19 protein-coding genes are annotated in these 18,185 nt (G+C 38.9%); 17 read left to right on the top strand and 2 right to left on the bottom strand.

What is annotated here, in order from left to right; all coding sequences use genetic code 11:
- Positions 1–10: 10 nt before the first annotated feature.
- From mutS to glnA, 9 genes are all read left to right on the top strand, one after another.
- Complete coding sequence (gene mutS, locus GHI45_RS05545; protein ID WP_147779831.1) at positions 11–2,530, top strand: DNA mismatch repair protein MutS; 2,520 nt, start codon at positions 11–13, stop codon at positions 2,528–2,530.
- Between the two features lie 78 nt (positions 2,531–2,608).
- The gene (locus tag GHI45_RS05540; protein ID WP_147779830.1) at positions 2,609–3,226 is read left to right on the top strand and encodes a hypothetical protein; all 618 of its coding nucleotides are present in this window, start codon (positions 2,609–2,611) and stop codon (positions 3,224–3,226) included.
- Between the two features lie 122 nt (positions 3,227–3,348).
- Complete coding sequence (gene mutL, locus GHI45_RS05535; protein ID WP_147779829.1) at positions 3,349–5,238, top strand: DNA mismatch repair endonuclease MutL; 1,890 nt, start codon at positions 3,349–3,351, stop codon at positions 5,236–5,238.
- 28 nt (positions 5,239–5,266) lie between these two features.
- Positions 5,267–5,860, top strand: coding sequence for a Holliday junction branch migration protein RuvA (ruvA, locus tag GHI45_RS05530; RefSeq protein ID WP_147779828.1), 594 nt, complete (start codon positions 5,267–5,269; stop codon positions 5,858–5,860).
- Between the two features lie 49 nt (positions 5,861–5,909).
- The gene (locus tag GHI45_RS05525; protein WP_147779827.1) at positions 5,910–6,356 is read left to right on the top strand and encodes a MarR family winged helix-turn-helix transcriptional regulator; all 447 of its coding nucleotides are present in this window, start codon (positions 5,910–5,912) and stop codon (positions 6,354–6,356) included.
- The gene (locus tag GHI45_RS05520) at positions 6,340–7,695 is read left to right on the top strand and encodes an MFS transporter (RefSeq protein ID WP_147779826.1); all 1,356 of its coding nucleotides are present in this window, start codon (positions 6,340–6,342) and stop codon (positions 7,693–7,695) included. The genes GHI45_RS05525 and GHI45_RS05520 overlap by 17 nt, the downstream gene beginning before the upstream one ends.
- Positions 7,696–7,796: 101 nt before the next feature.
- A complete protein-coding gene (gene ruvB, locus GHI45_RS05515) occupies positions 7,797–8,798 on the top strand; it encodes a Holliday junction branch migration DNA helicase RuvB (RefSeq protein ID WP_147779825.1) in 1,002 nt (333 codons plus the stop codon).
- A gap of 139 nt (positions 8,799–8,937) precedes the next feature.
- A complete protein-coding gene (locus GHI45_RS05510) occupies positions 8,938–9,306 on the top strand; it encodes a MerR family transcriptional regulator (RefSeq protein ID WP_147779824.1) in 369 nt (122 codons plus the stop codon).
- A 44-nt stretch (positions 9,307–9,350) separates the two neighbouring features.
- A complete protein-coding gene (gene glnA / locus GHI45_RS05505; RefSeq protein ID WP_147779823.1) occupies positions 9,351–10,691 on the top strand; it encodes a type I glutamate--ammonia ligase in 1,341 nt (446 codons plus the stop codon).
- Between the two features lie 18 nt (positions 10,692–10,709).
- Here the strand turns inward: glnA and GHI45_RS05500 are convergent, their stop codons facing one another.
- Positions 10,710–11,519, bottom strand: a complete 810-nt coding sequence (locus GHI45_RS05500; protein WP_370450749.1) for a helix-turn-helix domain-containing protein — start codon at positions 11,517–11,519, stop codon at positions 10,710–10,712.
- Positions 11,520–11,797: 278 nt separating this feature from the next.
- Here GHI45_RS05500 and GHI45_RS05495 point away from each other — a divergent pair, with 278 nt between their 5' ends.
- The 4 genes from GHI45_RS05495 to GHI45_RS05480 all read left to right on the top strand — a co-directional run bounded on the left by GHI45_RS05495 (position 11,798) and on the right by GHI45_RS05480 (position 14,106).
- Positions 11,798–12,157 carry a hypothetical protein gene (locus GHI45_RS05495; RefSeq protein ID WP_147779821.1) on the top strand — a complete coding sequence of 120 codons (360 nt, stop codon included), beginning with the start codon at positions 11,798–11,800 and terminating at the stop codon, positions 12,155–12,157.
- Positions 12,158–12,160: 3 nt separating this feature from the next.
- Entirely contained in the window at positions 12,161–12,610 is a 450-nt protein-coding gene (locus GHI45_RS05490) for a hypothetical protein (protein WP_147779820.1), read from the top strand.
- A gap of 497 nt (positions 12,611–13,107) precedes the next feature.
- A complete protein-coding gene (locus GHI45_RS05485) occupies positions 13,108–13,521 on the top strand; it encodes a hypothetical protein (RefSeq protein ID WP_147779819.1) in 414 nt (137 codons plus the stop codon).
- Positions 13,522–13,650: 129 nt separating this feature from the next.
- Entirely contained in the window at positions 13,651–14,106 is a 456-nt protein-coding gene (locus GHI45_RS05480) for a hypothetical protein (protein WP_147779818.1), read from the top strand.
- Positions 14,107–14,178: 72 nt separating this feature from the next.
- Here GHI45_RS05480 and GHI45_RS05475 read toward each other — a convergent pair whose 3' ends face one another.
- Positions 14,179–14,448 (bottom strand): chorismate mutase, encoded by a 270-nt coding sequence (locus GHI45_RS05475; RefSeq protein ID WP_147779817.1) that lies wholly within the window; start codon positions 14,446–14,448, stop codon positions 14,179–14,181.
- Positions 14,449–14,511: 63 nt separating this feature from the next.
- Between GHI45_RS05475 and GHI45_RS05470 the strand changes: the two genes are divergently transcribed.
- The 4 genes from GHI45_RS05470 (at position 14,512) to dnaX (ending at position 18,175) form a co-directional block, all read left to right on the top strand.
- A complete protein-coding gene (locus GHI45_RS05470; protein ID WP_147779816.1) occupies positions 14,512–14,982 on the top strand; it encodes an N-acetyltransferase in 471 nt (156 codons plus the stop codon).
- Between the two features lie 146 nt (positions 14,983–15,128).
- Positions 15,129–15,620, top strand: a complete 492-nt coding sequence (locus tag GHI45_RS05465; protein ID WP_147779815.1) for a GAF domain-containing protein — start codon at positions 15,129–15,131, stop codon at positions 15,618–15,620.
- Between the two features lie 166 nt (positions 15,621–15,786).
- Positions 15,787–16,464, top strand: coding sequence for a phosphotransferase (locus tag GHI45_RS05460; protein ID WP_147779814.1), 678 nt, complete (start codon positions 15,787–15,789; stop codon positions 16,462–16,464).
- A 52-nt stretch (positions 16,465–16,516) separates the two neighbouring features.
- Complete coding sequence (gene dnaX, locus GHI45_RS05455) at positions 16,517–18,175, top strand: DNA polymerase III subunit gamma/tau (protein ID WP_147779813.1); 1,659 nt, start codon at positions 16,517–16,519, stop codon at positions 18,173–18,175.
- The last annotated feature ends 10 nt before the right edge of the window (positions 18,176–18,185 follow it).

The raw sequence follows: 18,185 nt of genomic DNA, 5'->3' as shown, positions 1-18,185 counted from the left end.
AGAGAAAGAAATGCCTGAGAAAATTTCACCAGGAATGCAACAGTATTTGGACATCAAGAAAGACTATCCTGATGCCTTTTTACTTTTTCGCATGGGAGATTTTTATGAACTTTTCTATGAGGATGCCGTCAATGCAGCTCAAATTTTGGAGTTGACGCTGACCTCACGTAATAAAAATTCGGAACACCCTGTGCCAATGGCAGGCGTGCCTCACCATGCCATTCAAGAATACATTGATCAATTAGTCAATTTGGGATACAAAGTCGCTGTTGCTGACCAAATCGAAGACCCGAAGAAAGCTGTCGGGATTGTTAAACGGGCGGTCACACAAGTGATTACACCTGGGACAGCAGTCGATTCTTCAAACAGTTCGGAAAATAACTTCCTTGTTGCAATCGATTTTGATCATCTTTATGCCTTGTCTTACATGGATTTGTCCACTGGCGAGTTTAAAGTCACAAGCTTGACGACATTTTCAGATCTTATCGGTGAAATTGCTTCGCTCAAATCGAGGGAAATCGTTGTTGGTTATGAGTTGGCTGAAAAAGAGCAAAATTTATTGTCTAAACAGTTGAATTTGCTTCTTTCCGAACAATTAGATTTTGATGAAAATTTACGCATTGACCTGTCAGAGCTGACAGAACTTGAAAATCAGGTGGCAAGCAAATTATTAGTTTATGTCAAACGGACGCAGATGCGTGATTTGAGCCATGTTCAAGAACTCGAACATTATGAAATTAAAGACTTTTTGCAAATGGATTTTGCGACAAAATCATCTTTAGAATTGACAACAAACAAGCGTGAAGGCAAGAAACACGGGACTTTGTATTGGCTGATGGATGCAACCAAAACGGCGATGGGAACGCGAATGCTTCGTTCTTGGATTGAACGTCCCTTACTCAAAGCAAATGAAATCAGTAAACGTGCGGAAATTACTCAAGTTTTCATTGACAATTTCTTTGAACGTGCGGATTTGATTGAGTCGCTCAAAGGTGTTTATGACTTGGAGAGACTGGCTTCACGGATTTCTTTCGGGAAAGCTGTACCGGTTGACTTTTTACAGCTTGCACATTCCTTATCTAATGTTCCTTTGATTAAAAATATCTTAGAAAGTATGCAAGAACCTGTTTTGTCAGAGCTGATAGAGCGTTTGGATGAAGTTCCAGAATTGATTGCTTTGATTGAAAAGGCGATTGATGACACGGCGAGTCGGACGATTACTGAGGGCGGGATCATCAAGAAAGCATACAATGAGCAACTTGACAAGTATCGTGAAGCTTTAGAAAATGGAACGTCTTGGATTGCTAAATTAGAAGCAGATGAGAAGATTAAAAGTGGCATTCCAACCCTTCGTATTGATTACAACAGGAAAGATGGCTATTATTTCCATATCACGCAAAGTCAGCTCAATAGCGTTCCTGAGCATTTTTATCGCAAAGCGACCCTCAAAAATTCGGAACGTTTTGGCTCGAAAGAATTGTCTGAAATTGAAGAAATCATGCTTGAAGCCAAGGAAAAATCAAGCGCTCTTGAATATGACCTTTTCTTAGAAGTAAGAAATCAGACGGAGCAATATATTTCACGCGTCCAAGCAGTTGCCAAAGCAGTTGCTGAGATTGACTGCCTGCAAAGTTTTGCTACTGTTGCGGAAAAAGGGGGCTACATTCGTCCTGTTTTAACGGAAAATGGCAAACAAGTGAACATCAAAAATGGACGACATGCAGTTGTAGAAGCCGTTATGGGTGCGCAAGAATATGTACCAAACGATATTGACCTTGACCAAGACACATCCATTCAGCTGATTACAGGGCCAAATATGTCAGGTAAATCAACCTATATGCGTCAATTTGCGTTGACTGTAATCATGGCGCAAATTGGTTCATTTGTTCCGGCTGAAGTGGCTGAACTTCCAATATTTGATGCTATTTTTACCCGTATCGGTGCGAGCGACAATCTGATTTCTGGTGAATCAACCTTTATGGTTGAAATGTCTGAAGCAAATCATGCCATTCAAAATGCAACCAGTCATTCACTGATTATTTTTGATGAATTAGGTCGCGGGACAGCGACTTATGACGGAATGGCGCTGGCACAGGCCATTGTTGAGTTTGTTCATGACAAAATAAAAGCAAAAACGCTTTTTGCAACGCATTATCATGAGCTGACAACGCTTGAAGATAAGCTGTCAGGGCTGACAAATGTCCATGTTGCAACCATTGAGCAAGCCGGCGATGTTACTTTTTTGCACAAGATTGCAAAAGGCGCTGCTGACAAGTCGTACGGGATTCACGTTGCTAAAATTGCAGGTTTACCGCAAGAACTGTTAGAGAGAGCGGATGTCATCCTGCAAAAATTAGAACATCAACCTCTCCCTGTTAAATCATTAGAAAAACATGAAGAACAACTAAGTTTATTTGAATTCGATGAAACGTCATCAGAAATCATTGAAAAATTGAAAGCGGCGAATGTTGATAGCATGACGGCTAGAGAAGCCATGAACTTCCTTTGGGATTTGAAAGATTTATTATAAAAAAGACATAAAAAATTTTGAATTAGGCTATAAAATTGATATACTTAACCTATCAATGAAACAGAGAAAGGGATAACAATGGAAGAAGAAAATAAGATTGATTTAGGAACTGAAAAAGTAGAAGATGTCACTGGTTTTGAACCAGAATGGGGCGATTTCGCAGCAAAAGAATCAGAAGTTTCTGAACCTGAAATTGCAGAAGCTGAGATTTCTGAACCTGTTATTTCCGAACCTATTATTTCTGAGGCTGATATTGCTGAGCCTGTCATTGCGGCGACAACGATTTCGTCAGTGCTGACAGATGATAGTGACACTGCCAGCCAAGAACCGATTAAGGCCAAGTGGAACTGGGGAGCCTTTTCCTTTCCATTGTTCTTTGGTGTCGGACATCGTGCTTACCTCGGCTTGTTGATTTTGCTCGGCATGATTCCATGGATTGGCCCAATTTTTGCATTGGTTTGGTCTATCGTCTTTGGTTTCCACGGCGAAAAATGGGCGCTTGAAAATCGAGACAATCATTATCGCGATGAGGAAGAATTCCGCAAAATCATGGACAGCTGGAACCGTGCAGGGCTAATTGGTTTCATCGTTATGATTGCGGTAGTATTATTGTTCATCTTGCTGGTTATTATCATGCTTACTTTTGTCGTCAATAGTCCTGATTTCCAATACGGAATTTCACAAAGTTTCAACTAATTCATGTCCTTTGATGCGAAATTTATCGATGATTTTGCTTAAAATATAAAAGCGGGAGACCGCTTTTTTTATGTTATAATTGAACGGGAAATGCTAGAAAAAATGAGAAAGGAGACATAAAATTGGGTAAAATTATTGAGCTTGACGAAGCACTTGCCAATCAAATCGCTGCAGGAGAAGTTGTTGAACGTCCAGCCAGTGTCGTCAAAGAATTGGTCGAAAATTCAATCGACGCAGGAAGCACTAAAATTACGGTCAAGATTGAAGAAGCGGGGCTCAAACGCATTGAAGTTGTCGATAATGGAACGGGAATTGAAAAATCAGACGTCTCTGTTGCACTGAAACGACATGCTACGAGTAAAATTAAAGACAAAAATGACTTGTTTCGAATTCGTACGCTCGGTTTTCGTGGCGAAGCCATTCCGTCTATTGCTTCGGTCAGTGATTTTTCACTCGAAACAAGTGTTGATACTGAGGCTTCAGGAACCAAGCTTGTGGCACATGGTGGGGTGATTGCTACATTAGAGCCGACCATTAAACGCGCGGGTACGAAAATCAGTGTGGAAAATTTATTTTTCAACACGCCGGCACGTCTGAAATACATTCGCTCATTGCAGGCAGAACTGTCACACATTACGGACATTCTTAACCGCTTGAGCTTGGCTCATCCCGAAATCTCCTTTAGTTTGCTCAACAATGGTCATGAACTACTGAAAACAACTGGTTCTGGTGATTTACGTCAAGTGATTGCAGCCATTTATGGGATTGGTCAAGCCAAAAAAATGCGTCACATCGAAGCAGAAGACCTTGATTTTAAAGTGACAGGTTACATCAGTCTGCCAGAGCTGACACGTTCAAACCAAAATTACATGACTTTATTAGTTAATGGCAGATACATTAAAAATTTCTTATTGAGAAGAGCCATTCTTGAAGGCTACGGCAATCGAATTATGGTTGGCCGCTATCCGCTTGCCGTGCTTTCCATAGAAATTGATCCGCAATTAGCTGATGTTAACGTTCATCCAACCAAGCAAGAAATCCGACTTTCAAAAGAAAAAGAACTGATGGCTTTGATTTCACAAGCGATTGTAAAGACACTTTCAGAAGGCGTTTTGATTCCAGATGCCTTGGAAAATTTCACGCCGACGTCGATGCGCCCCGCAAAGCCAGTCGAAAAAGCAAGCCAAACAAGACTTCCTCTCCAATCAAGTTCACTTTATTATGATAAAGAAAAAAGAGATTTCTTTATTAAAGAAGAAAAAAATGAGAAAACAAACGATTTTTCAATGCTTGTTAAAGAAGAAGTAAATCTTTTTGAAAATCCAGTAAAAGAGAACAGCTCTGTAGCTGATCAGGTTGCGCCTATTCAAGAAAAAGAAGGAATTTCAGAATTTCCACACTTGGAATATCTGGCTCAGCTTCATCGGACATACCTGCTTTGTCAGGCGCCTGAAGGGTTGTATTTGATTGATCAGCACGCTGCTCAGGAACGTGTGAATTATGAATATTGGAAAGAAAAAATTGGAGAAGTTAGTATTGATCAGCAAATCTTGTTGACTCCTTATTATTTCGAATTGCCAAAAAATGATGCACTCCTTTTCAATGAACAAAAAGACAAGTTGCATGAAGCAGGAATTTTCTTAGAAGAATACGGAGAAAATAAATTTATTCTAAGAGAAAATCCAGTTTGGTTAAAAGAAGCTGATTTGGAAAAAGTTGTTTATGAGATGATTGACATCGTTCTCTCATCAAATCAATTTTCACTTAAGCAATATAGGCATGATTTGGCGGCAATGGTTGCCTGTAAGAGTTCAATCAAAGCTGGCTATCCACTTGATGATGAGTCCGCAAGGACACTGATTAAATCACTCGAACAATGCGAAAATCCTTATTCTTGTGCGCACGGTCGTCCAACGATTATTCATTTTTCAGACCAAGATGTTCAAAAAATGTTTAGACGTATTCAGGAAAATCACCGCTCCAAAGCAGCAAGTTGGAAAGATTACAATTAAATGAGCATGATAGAAAAGAAAAAATAAGATGTACGAATATTTTAATGGAAAATTAACAAAAATCACACCAACCTATATTGTTGTCGAAGCAAATGGGATTGGTTATCTTATCAATGTTGCCAATCCTTACGCTTGGTCAGGATTGATGAATACGGTCATCACGATTTATGTGCATCAAGTCATTCGTGAAGATGCGCATACGCTTTATGGTTTTACTAATGAAGCAGAAAAAGCCTTGTTCTTGCGCCTGATTAGTGTTTCGGGCATTGGGCCAAAGTCTGCCCTTGCAATCATTGCAGCTAGCGATAATGAAGGCTTGATCAATGCGATTGACAATAACGACATTAAATACCTGACAAAATTCCCAGGGGTTGGCAAAAAGACAGCCATGCAAATGATCTTGGATTTGGCTGGTAAATTTGATGCATCAGGTAGCGTCGGGATTTCTTTATTGGACGCAACGCCTGCTGGAAATATTGCTCTTGACGAAGCCTTGGAAGCCTTGCAAGCACTGGGTTATCGTGCGTCAGAGCTGACAAAAGTTAAAAAGAGCTTACAAACTGAACCAAATATGACGAGCGAGGAATATATTAAAGCTGCATTGAAACAAATGATGAAATAACAAAATTAGTTCGTTGACGAACTTTTTTTGTTGTGTTATAATAGTTCGTATGCGAACAAAATATGATCCAATCGGAAGATTGTTAAAGAAAGCGAACAATCAAATTTCAAGAGAATTTGATAAGTTTGCCGCAAAGTTTGAATTGACTGGTCAGCAAATGCTGATCATTGATTTTCTCTACAATAACAACACTCAAGACATTATACAAAATCAAGTCGAATATGAGTTCAATATCCGGCGCTCTGCAACAACTGCTATTTTACAAAGAATGGAAAAAAATGGACTGATAGACCGTTGCCAAGGGAGCAAAGACGCACGTCAAAAAGTCCTGAAATTAACAGAAAAAGCAATAAAATTGGTTTCAGATATCAAGGCCTTTATTCAACATCACGATGACAGTATTCTGTCAGGGCTGACAGAAGATGAAGCTGTTTTAATTCAGAGCTTTTTGACGGGTATTATCAATCATCAAGGAGGAAATGAAAAAAATGAATGAACAGACTGTTTCATCAAAAACAAAATATTCAATTATCGCACTCGCATTAGTTGCCTTTTCAGGAATTTTATCTGAAACCAGCATGAATGTTACTTTTCCAAAATTAGAGGAAGTTTTCAATGTGCCGCTAGCTAGTATCCAATGGGTAACGACTGCCTATCTATTGGCGGTTTCCATCGTTATGCCAACCAGCTCGTATCTGTACAGAAGATTTCGTGAACGTCCGCTCTTTTTTGCGGCCTTACTCTTTTTCACAGTCGGCGACATTGTCGGCATGCTATCGGTCAATTTTTCAATGTTGATTGTTGCGCGTCTCATTCAAGGTGTGGGTACGGGGATTGCAGTTCCCCTGATGTTTAACATTATCTTGGCGCGTGTTCCACGCAGTCACGTTGGTGCTTGGATGGGCTTGGGTGGTATGATTATGAGTATTGCACCAGCCATTGGCCCAACTTATGGTGGACTTTTGATTGGAAATCTAGGTTGGCGCGCAATTTTTGCTTTCATTTTGATTGTGCCAGTGATTTCATTTATTCTGGGTGCCAAATCCATTGAAAATTCCGAAAAGAAATCTCCTGCTCAATTAGACTTTATTGCCTTTGTGCTGATGTCATTGATGTTAGTGAGCTTGCTTTTGACCCTCAATTCTTTAACCGCCGTTCATTTTGAATGGGCTTGGTTGATTGTCTTTGTCGTGAGTCTCGTTGCATTTATTTACCGTGCTTTGCACAGTGACAAAGAATTTTTGGACATTCGTGTCTTTAAAAACACAGCTTTTACACTTTCTGTCATTGCTTACGCCATTTTCCAATTTTCAAATATTGGGGCAAATATGATTATTCCTAATTTCTTGCAGTTGTCAGTTGGTCTGACAAGTGCTTTGGCTGGTTTGTCATTGCTGCCAGGGACATTGGTGGGTGCCTTATCCAATCACTCGATTGGATCGCTATATGATAATAAAGGGCCAAAAATTGGATTTTGGGCTGGGAATAGCCTGTACGTTTTGTCACTGCTCTTGTTTGTTATTTTCTCAAAAAATCTAGGCTTGATTAGTGTTATTCTTATCTATATTCTGTTTACTTTAGGACGAAGCATGGGATTTTTAACGTCAAATACACACGGAGTAACGCAAGTCAGCCGTGAAGAACAAGGCTCTGCAAATGCTGTATTCCAGACAGCGCAACAATTTGCTGCTTCAGCAGGTACAGTTATTTCAAGTTTGATTGTGACCAAAACAGGAAACATGATGCAAGGAACTCAAAATGTCTTCATCTTATTCCTCGTGCTTGGTCTCTTGAACTTTGTTCTATTTAGTCGCATTTTAAGCAAACAAAAATAAAGAAAATAAAAGCACTTCCCGTGCTTTTTTCTTTTCGCATAGTTCAATACTTTAGCACCCAAAATACCAAATCTTTGGTATTTTGGTATAATAAATGTAAGATGAACGATATTTTAAATAAGGAACCAATGAACGATGAAGTGGCGATGGAGAAATCGCTCCGTCCTCAACTTTTTAGTCAATATATTGGTCAAGACAAAGTTAAAGAACAACTAGAAATATTCATTAAAGCTGCAAAAATGCGTGAAGAAGTGCTGGATCACGTTCTTTTGTTTGGCCCTCCAGGACTTGGGAAGACAACCATGGCTTTTGTGATTGCAAATGAACTTGGTGTTCATATCAAGCAGACCGCTGGTCCCGCGATTGAAAAGCCAGGCGATTTGGTCGCAATTTTGAATGAATTGGAACCTGGAGACGTCCTTTTTATTGATGAAATCCATCGTTTACCGATGCAGGTTGAAGAAATTTTGTATTCGGCGATGGAAGATTTTTATATTGATATTATGTTAGGAAATGGCGACGGATCACGTTCGGTTCACTTGGAGCTGCCTCCATTTACGCTTGTTGGAGCAACAACAAGAGCAGGCATGTTGTCAAATCCATTGCGGGCACGTTTTGGAATTTCGGCACACATGGAGTATTATCAAGAAAAAGATTTGGAAGAAATCATCAAACGAACAGCTGACATTTTTGAGGTTGAGACCGTTGATGAAGCGGCACTTGAAATTGCACTTCGGAGTCGTGGGACGCCACGTATCGCCAATCGATTGCTCAAGCGTGTGCGAGATTTTGCTCAAATCATGGGAAATGGTATTGTTGATAAGGCAATCACAGACAAGGCTTTGACCATTCTTGATGTGGATAATGAAGGGCTTGATTATATTGACCAAAAAATCCTGCGCAATATGATTGAGATGTACAATGGTGGGCCGGTCGGCTTGTCAACTATCGCCGTCAATATCGCTGAAGATCGTGAAACAGTGGAAGATATGTATGAACCTTATCTGATCCAGAAAGGCTTTATCATGCGAACCAAACAAGGTCGAAAAGCGACCCGCCGTGCTTATGAGCATTTGGGCTACGCCTATCCAACGGAAGAATAAAATCACTGCTCTTTGAGCAGTTTTTTGTGCTGTCAGCGCTGACACAAAAATAAAATATAACTGATGTTAGATTTTATAACATCGTTGCTTGACAGTTGCACATTCAAGGGATATAATAAACGACATGGAGGAATGAATATTGAGAGAGCGTGAATTACGACATTCAATGGCAGTTCTGCCGATTGGAACCGTCATGAAATTAACGGGCTTGTCAGCCAGACAAATTCGTTATTACGAAGAACAAAGCCTGATTTATCCCGAACGAAATGAGGGAAATCGACGAATGTACTCGCTCAATAATATTGACGTTCTTTTTGAGATTAGTGATTTACTTTCTGAAGGAAACAACATCGCTGAAATCAAGCAAATTTTCACCAAGCAGCAAGCTAAAAGAGCACAGACATTGTCGCTCAATGAAGTTCACGCTGCTTTGGAGCGCGAATTTGCTCAACAAGGCCGCTTCAATAATTATTCTGACCACAATAACTTTAGTCAACATAGGATGTAAGAATTTTCTTTCATCGCTAAACTTAAAATGTAGGAGCATTTTGTATGACAATCACAGCAGCTGACATCCGTCGCGATGTTAAAGAAAAAGACATTAAATTTTTACGTTTGATGTTTACAGACATTCTTGGAACTCTCAAAAACGTTGAAGTTCCAGCAACAGACGAACAATTAGACAAACTTTTTGAAAACAAAATGATGTTTGACGGTTCATCAATCGAAGGTTTTGTTCGTATCAATGAATCAGATATGTATCTTTACCCAGACCTTGATACATGGATTGTTTTCCCTTGGGGAGACGAATATGGAAAAGTTGCGGGTGTTATCTGTGATGTTTACACACCAGAAGGTTTGCCATTTGCTGGAGACCCACGTGGCGTCTTGAAACGCAACCTTAAGAAAATGGAAGAAGCTGGCTTTGCAAGTTTCAACCTTGGCCCAGAACCAGAATTTTTCCTTTTCAAACTCGACGGAAACAACGAACCAACTCTTGAAGTTAACGATAAAGGTGGCTATTTCGACCTTGCTCCTACAGACCTTGCCGGCAATACACGCCGTGAAATCGTTAATGTATTGACAGGACTTGGCTTTGAAGTTGAAGCTTCACACCATGAAGTTGCGGTTGGTCAACACGAAATCGACTTCAAATATGCTAATGTTTTGAAAGCCTGCGATAATATCCAACTCTTCAAACTTGTTGTTAAGACAATTGCACGCAAACATGGACTTCATGCAACATTCATGGCAAAACCAAAATTTGGAATTAACGGTTCAGGAATGCACTGCAACATGTCACTTTTCAATGATAAAGGTGAAAATGTTTTTGCTGATGCAGCTGGCGACATGGGCCTTTCAGATACAGCACATAGCTTTATCGCTGGTCTCTTGAAACACGCTTATAACTTTACAGCTATCACAAACCCAACAGTTAACTCATACAAACGTTTGGTACCTGGCTATGAAGCACCTGTATATGTGGCTTGGGCTGGTCGCAACCGTTCACCATTGATTCGCGTTCCTGCTTCACGTGGACTTTCAACACGTGTTGAACTTCGTTCAGTTGACCCAACCGCTAACCCATATCTTGCACTTTCAGTATTGCTTGCCTCAGGTCTTGACGGTGTCAATAACAAGATGGAAGCTCCAGAAGCAATCGAATCAAACATCTATGTGATGACAGAAGAAGAACGTAAAGCGCATGGTATCACTGATTTGCCTTCAACATTGCACAATGCAGTTAAAGCCTTGCGCGAAGATGAAGTTGTCATTGAAGCTTTGGGAACTCACGTTTTCACAAGCTTTGTCGAAGCAAAGAAAATCGAATGGGCGTCATACGCACAATTCGTTACCCAATGGGAAATCGACAACTACTTGGAACTTTATTAAGATAAAATGAAAACACGCTTAGGCGTGTTTTTTTAATGTCGTGTCATAAATTTTTTGATATTTATTTTCTAAATGAGTAGAACCGAGCATATTGAATATTTGAATAGAATGTTTCATTTTTTCTTCGCCGTTTGTCTGATTGGAAAAAGAGTAAAGCCACAATCCAAGTAAAAAAAGATGAACATTTCGTGAAAAAAGGTCAACCTCCCACAAGTCTTGAGCTGTTTTGTCCAATACCATTTTTGCTTCTTTGCCCATATTTCGATTGATTAAGGTTAGAACAGCAGTATTGATTGCTTGAGTGATTAAGCGGTTGTAGTCAACAATACGATGGAAATAATTCGACTTGGCTAAAAATTCATTTAAAAGTGAGAGGAGTAGTGGATTAGAAAGCTGATCGATGGTGTCTGTGAAAATCCATAATTCCTTAGCGCCCCAGTATTCAGTGCCGATTAGGAGGTCGGCTATCTTTTCTTGTTCTTCCTTTTCTAAAGCAGTGTAGCACGCTTTTGCACAGAGCGCATAATAGCAACCTTCAGGATAAATAATGTTATCGTCATAGATTTGTTTTAGCGTACTTTTATCCTCTAAATAAAAGGCGCGGTCGATTTCTTCAAAAATTTCAATAAAATAATCATTCGTTCCATTGTTGAGCAAGTAACTGTACTCATGAAGCGTGACATTCATCGCTTGAAGGGCTTCATCAAGTTTATCAAAGGGAAGGTTTCCTTGCCCATTTTCAAATTTTTCTAGCGTTGATTTACTAATATGATATGCTTTGAAATCATTTAGTGTTAGCTGCCGTTCTTCTCTTAAGAAGCGAAAAATCCGACCATATCTATAATAAACGATAACAACACCTCCAATTTTTATTATGTATTCTATAAAATATATTATAGTTTATTTCTCCTTTTAATTCAAAAAATAGCAATCAAAATCGGTGCTTTTTTTAAATCAAAGAAATTTTGATGTAAGATAAACATATAGAAAAAAACGAGGAGGAACAACATACTAATGAAATGTTGCAAGTAGCGGTGGTTATAAAAATCTGAATGCTTATAATCACATGAGTCAGGAGAGCTGATTAGAAAATTCGGAGAAGAAATATGTATAAATTAACTAAATTATGTTTTGGAACAATTGTATTATTTGGTTTTGTTAGTGTAACCACACTTTCATCATACGCTGATTCAAATAAAAATAAACTTGATTTAACAGTTCCTAATAATGCGAGTAGCATAAGCCAAAATGATTCAAATCACGTAAAATATACGGTAAACAATGCTGTGAAGTTAAAAAATAGCAAGGGGCAGTCCTTTACTGCACCTATTACAGTTGATAGTCAAGAAAACAACGATACAGCTGGAAATGTTCAAGGAACATCAACAATTACTGCTGATTTGAGTCAAGCAGTACCAGATGATTCTCAAAGCTTGCCAAGCTTGAGTGTTGGTTACCTATTTTAGAATTTGCTATTTGGTAATAAGGTTTTTGCTGATACAAATTATCAAACGAGTACATATGGTAAAAGCGATTCGACGTTAGGTGTTAATTTCAGTCTAACTTCTCATTGGCAAGTAGAAGGCAATCAGGAAAAAATCACTAGTATTTCAGGAGGATATACTAGACAAGATTTATCTATTTCAGTAGTAGGTTCAAGTGCTGGAGCGAAACAGGGCTTTCCAATGACTAGTGCTTGTAACGCGTTAGCTTTTAATAGTGGTACAGGAAGTTCATGGAATAAATCTACTAACTTCCCTAATACAACGACAAATGGAAGTGTAGGGTACACATATTATTATGCAAATTTGAAGAGAAATAGCTCTACATGGTCAATGCATATTGACAATACATTATGGAGCGGAGGGCTTGGTGGTGCTGCGCTTCAATCGGCTATAAAATCGATGGGAGGAACTTAACATGAAAAAGCAAATTCATTATTTCTCTTTTCCAATCGCCTTATTTATTTTGGCGCTCATCAGTTTTTTTCTTCCTTTTTCGTCAAGCGTGATTACAGAAACAGGTAAGGCTACAAAGACACTCTATTTTTCTGGTTTTCAATTTGTTGAAATTCGTTTTCTCTATCTTCTTCCATTTTTATTCTTGTTCAGTTTAACTCTTATTTTAAGTTTAAGAAATAAAGGTTCAATTCTCTTACTCCTATGCACATATTTTGCCTACCTTTATTTCTTAGCAAACCTCTTTTTTTAGTGGTGCTTTGACTATGAATACTGAAGAATTCACTTGGTACATGAGGAATGTTGCACCTAGCTTTACTTGGGGATTTTATCTAAATTTGTCACTAATGACAATTCTTTTTACTCTTCTAGTCATTCATGCATGTAAAAAATATAATTTTTTAAAGAGAAATCCATAGGCTTGTGAACACTCAATTAAAATAAGAAAGGGCCAACACATGAAGAAAATAGGGCTATTTCTGACACTTGTTTTATATTTATTAACGCTGTTTTTGCCATTTAGTCGTACGATTAGCATGAAAACTTATCGTCAAGTTTCGCTTTCGGGATGGACGATTGTTTCATATCATTGGGTTACTTTTATGATTTTAGTTCTTTTGCTTGTTCTTTGGATACGCTTTGAGAGCAAAAAAATCAAGCTTCTGTTAGCGAGTCTGATTAGCATTGTTTTGTTATATTTTTATAGTTTACCGTTTCAGTCCTTGCAATTTAACGATTTTTCAGTGCTGAGGAATCAGTTGCCCGTGGTTTTAAGGCTTGAACTCCAAATCGGATATTATCTGTCAGCGCTGATGGTAATGATGCTGATGACCGTGTTATTTATATTTCCTTCATTCTTTATAAAAAAATAGAGAAAAAGCGAACAAACTTGTAATGGCTTACTTTGCCAATTTAACAGGCTATTTCTTTGTAATTTTGTTTATTATCCGTTAAAATTAAATAAGAAAAACATAAGAAAGCGGATCAATGATATGGATAATATGGAGAACATAAAAGCCTCACTTTTGGGCTTAGAATACGGAAAAGTTGCAACCTTAGCAATGGTTGAACGCGGGGCTTATGCTGAACCTGAAGACGTCGCAGAGCCAGAAGCAGATGAAACATCTTGTGCCTCAAAGTTCAAATCAAGTAAGTTCACAGATCTTGCGACTGAAATCAAGGCTGAAGATGAAGACTTGCTGATTGTCCGCCGTAAAGACGAAGATGAAGCCATGACACAATCTGACATTGACTGGTATGTCAATCAAATGACAGCCAAAAAACACTTGGTTTTGGTTGAATGTCTTTTCTTGGGAACAACAGAAATTAAAGTTTTCGTCAATACTTTATTGGCAAAAGACTTGCTGAAAGACACGAAACTTGTTTTACTTGACTTGCCAACCATCGAATTCATGACCTTGCGCGACGCATTTTCTGGCATAATCGAATTTCATTAAAATAAAATCGCCTCATGCGAGAATTTATCTTTTCTCAGCTGATTAAAAAAATCTTGCACTTGTGGCAAGATTTTATTTTTTGAGATAAGCTGTTTGGAACTCACGCGAATGCGCCATAATGTCTTTGTAAGTACTGACAATGGTCTGCGTATAATTGGGATTTTCAACGTAAGTAGCGATTTTGTCCAAAACGATTTGTTCACGAGAGGGATCAAGCACCGCTTTTCCACTTGCTTTTTTGTACTCGGCAACCTGCAAAACGAGTGCCATTCGCTGTTCAATCAAGGCAGTCAAAGCTTTGTCTGTACTGTCGATTTGCTTTCTAATTTCTTCTAAATTCATGTGTTTATTATATCAGAATTTTATTTAAAAGTGTATAATATTAAAAAAGAAAGTGTGACTAAAATGAAGATTAGAAAAGCACAAGAAAAGGATATTCCAGAGCTTTTGTCATTGCTGACAACGATTGCCGACTATCATTTTGAAGCACGGCCGGACATTTTCACAGCGAACAGCTCAAAATATACAGCAGAACAAGTCAAAACAATGCTAGTCAGTACTGACAAACCCATATTTGTCGCCGTTGATGCCCTTGATAATGTACAAGGCTATGCCATGTGCCAAATCCGTGAACGAAAGGATCATTCTGTTTTTGTGCCGTTTCGCGTGCTATATCTGGATGATTTGTGCGTCAATGAAAAGGATAGAAAATCAGGCATTGGCAGCCAGCTGATGACAGCCATCAAAACCTTCGCCAGAGAAGAAAACTGCTCCCGTATTGAGCTCAATGTTTGGGAGTTCCCAGGCTCTGCCTTACATTTTTACGAAGAGAATGGCTTCAAAACGCAACGCCGTGGCTTAGAACTTTGGTTATGATATTCAAAAGAGAATTGCTTCTCTTTTTATTTTTGGTCAATCCAGCCATAAATTTCGTCCTAAAAAATGGTATAATAATGTAAATATCATTGGGAGTTTTTTATTTTGTGAAAAAACTTAGTTTTATATGAGATTGTGAGAGAAAAATGAATAAACAAGAAAAAATAGACGCTTATGAATTGTTAAATTTGCAACTCAAAGGACTTTTGAGTGAACAAAATTACACGATTTCCAATCTTTCCAATGCTGCTGCCTTGCTTTGGGCAACATTGCCCCAACAGGTTTATACAGGTTTTTACTTGTTTAATGGCGAAATGTTGATTTTAGGCCCCTTTCAAGGGTCTGTTTCCTGCGTTGAAATTGCAATGGGGAAAGGCGTTTGCGGACAATCAGCCGAAGAAGGTCAGACAATTATTGTTGAAAATGTCAAAAATCATAAAAATTATATCTCATGCGATAGCAAGGCCATGTCAGAAATTGTTTTGCCTATGTTTAAAGATGGCGAACTCGTTGGTGTCCTTGATTTAGACAGCACCGAAATTGGATTTTATGATGAAATTGATCAAAAATATTTAACTGAATTTGTACAAATATTATGTGATTTAACAGACTTTGAGTTTTTCAAGGTCGGAAAATAAAAAATTATTAATACTGTTTAACTTCTAAAAAGCATAGAAGTTAAAGTTTGCGTCTTACGCAAACCACCTCTTGCGCTAGCGCAAGGCAGTATATTTGCAGTTAATCTACTAAACGACTAAAAAGTCGTTTAGAGGTTAACTAGTATAATAAAAATTGGAGAAAAAGATGTCAAAATCTATTCATGAATTTATTGAAAACCGTTTTAAAAATGCAACTGGTCAAGCAGTCAACCCCGGAAATATGAAAGATGCAAAAAAATTTGCACAAGAGTTAGGAAGTTTCCTTGCGGCACTTCATAAACTTGATACGACGGATGCGCCATTGCCCAACGTTGACAATGGATTTATCGGAAGCGATTTGTTGCTTTTCGAAGCTGAATTTGATGATTTACTCTTAAAAAACGAAAAGCTCGTTCCTGCAGAATTTTTACATGAAAAGTTTGACAAGGCAGCTAAAAAGCCTTGGACAGCTGACAAAGTCTGGGTTCATGGCTCATTTTTGCCAAAAAACATTTTAGTCACTACTGATGGAAAATTAGCCAATATTGTCAGCACTGACAAAGCAGTTATTGCTGACCCTGCGTGGGATTTGGCAGTCGCATGGCTGATTTTTGATGAAAAAGCACGAAAAATTTTCTTCTCAGCAGCAGATGCAGATGAGGCGAGCATTGACAGAGCCCGTCTTTTGGCGCTTCGCAATGGTTTGAACTTGTACCATTCTGATGATATCGACGAATTGATTCAATCGCGTGATAGTTTAACAGAAATCTTAGAAGATTATCATTATATCGGTGGCGTTGACGGTTACGATGTCGGCGGCATTTCTGAGCAAGAATTCATCTAAAATGAAACAGTATTAAGTATCATAATAAACACATAAAAACAGAAAGGCATTCATGTCATACCAAGCATTATATAGAAAATACCGCAGCCAGAGGTTTGACGAGATGGTCGGGCAAGAGGTTGTAGCGACGACGCTTAAAAATGCGATTGTTAACCATCAGATTTCACATGCCTATCTTTTCAGTGGCCCTCGTGGAACGGGAAAAACGTCAGCTGCGAAAATTTTTGCGAAAGCAATCAACTGCCCCAATCAAGTTGACGGCGAACCTTGTAACAACTGTTTTATTTGTGATTCAATCACAAAGGGAACGCTTGAGGATGTCATCGAACTCGATGCGGCAAGTAATAACGGTGTTGATGAAATTCGTGAAATCAGGGATAAATCAACTTATGCTGCGACGCATGCCACTTATAAAGTCTATATCATTGACGAGGTTCACATGCTCTCGACAGGTGCTTTTAATGCACTTCTGAAAACACTTGAGGAACCAACTGAAAATGTCGTCTTTGTTTTGGCAACGACTGAATTACAAAAAATTCCAGCCACAATCATTTCTCGTGTGCAACGTTTTGCCTTCAAATCAATCACAACAGCTGATATTAAAGGTCATTTGGCAACCGTTTTGGCAGATGAAAACATTGAATTCGAAGCATCAGCTTTAGATGTTATTGCCAAATCAGCCGAAGGTGGTATGCGTGATGCCTTGTCTTTGCTTGACCAAGCTTTGTCCTTTTCTAAAGGGGATTTGCAGGAAAAAGATGCGCTGTTAGTGACTGGATCGATTGCCAATGAAGCCTTGGTTTCTTATGTCAATGCCCTGAGTGAAAACGATGAAGCGTCAGCGCTGACCGCTTTGGATAATATTTTCCTCGAGGGGAAAAATATGCTGCGCTTCACAGAAGATTTGCTGGCTTATTTCCGAGACATGTTATTGAAAGCTGTCGAAGGAGACCGCACACAAATTTTTGCTTGGATTGATATTGCGATTGATTCTTTGAAAAACATCAAAGAAACAACGCAAACTAAGATTGCAGCAGACGTGATGACCATGCGTTTGGCAGAAGTTGGTAAATTTTCAGCGTCTGTCAGCGTTGACGATACAGCTGTTCAAGCTTTATCTCAGGAACTGGCTCAATTAACGCAGAAATACCAAGCTTTGAGTACAGAAATGACGGCTTTGAAAGGGCAACTCGCTAACGGAGCAAGTCTGTCAGGACTGACAGAAAGTCCGAAAGCAGAACAAGCGCCAAAAGCGACTGAAAAGGCACGTCCAATCAATCGCGAATTGATTTATAAGGCTTTAGGAGAAGCGACGCGAGAAGCGCTCAATGCAGCTACAGAAGCGTGGCCAGAATTGGTTGCCAGCATTAGTATGCCTGCCGAAAAAGCCTTGCTCAACAACACGAAACCTGCCGCAGCAGGTGCAAATTATTTGGTGGTCACTTTCCCTCATGTCAATCTAGCAAAACGGGTCACGGAAAACGCTGATTTACAGCTAACATGTGGCAATTTGCTCAGTTCGATAGCAGGGTTTTCACCAGAAATTATTGCTTTAGCTGAAACAGATTGGAAAGAAATTCGTAGCGAATACGCTGCAGAATATAAGGCCAAGAAAAATCAAGTTGAAGCAGAACCTGAAAAAGTTGAAAATGAAAGCTTAGCGCGTGCGAAAGAACTGTTTGGCGACAAAGTGAAAGAAATACAAGATTAAAAGCATCGAT

Origin of the sequence: Lactococcus sp. dk101 (assembly GCF_009601055.1) — a bacterium.
Classification (GTDB): domain Bacteria; phylum Bacillota; class Bacilli; order Lactobacillales; family Streptococcaceae; genus Lactococcus.
This window is presented reverse-complemented; position numbering and strand designations above follow the sequence as displayed.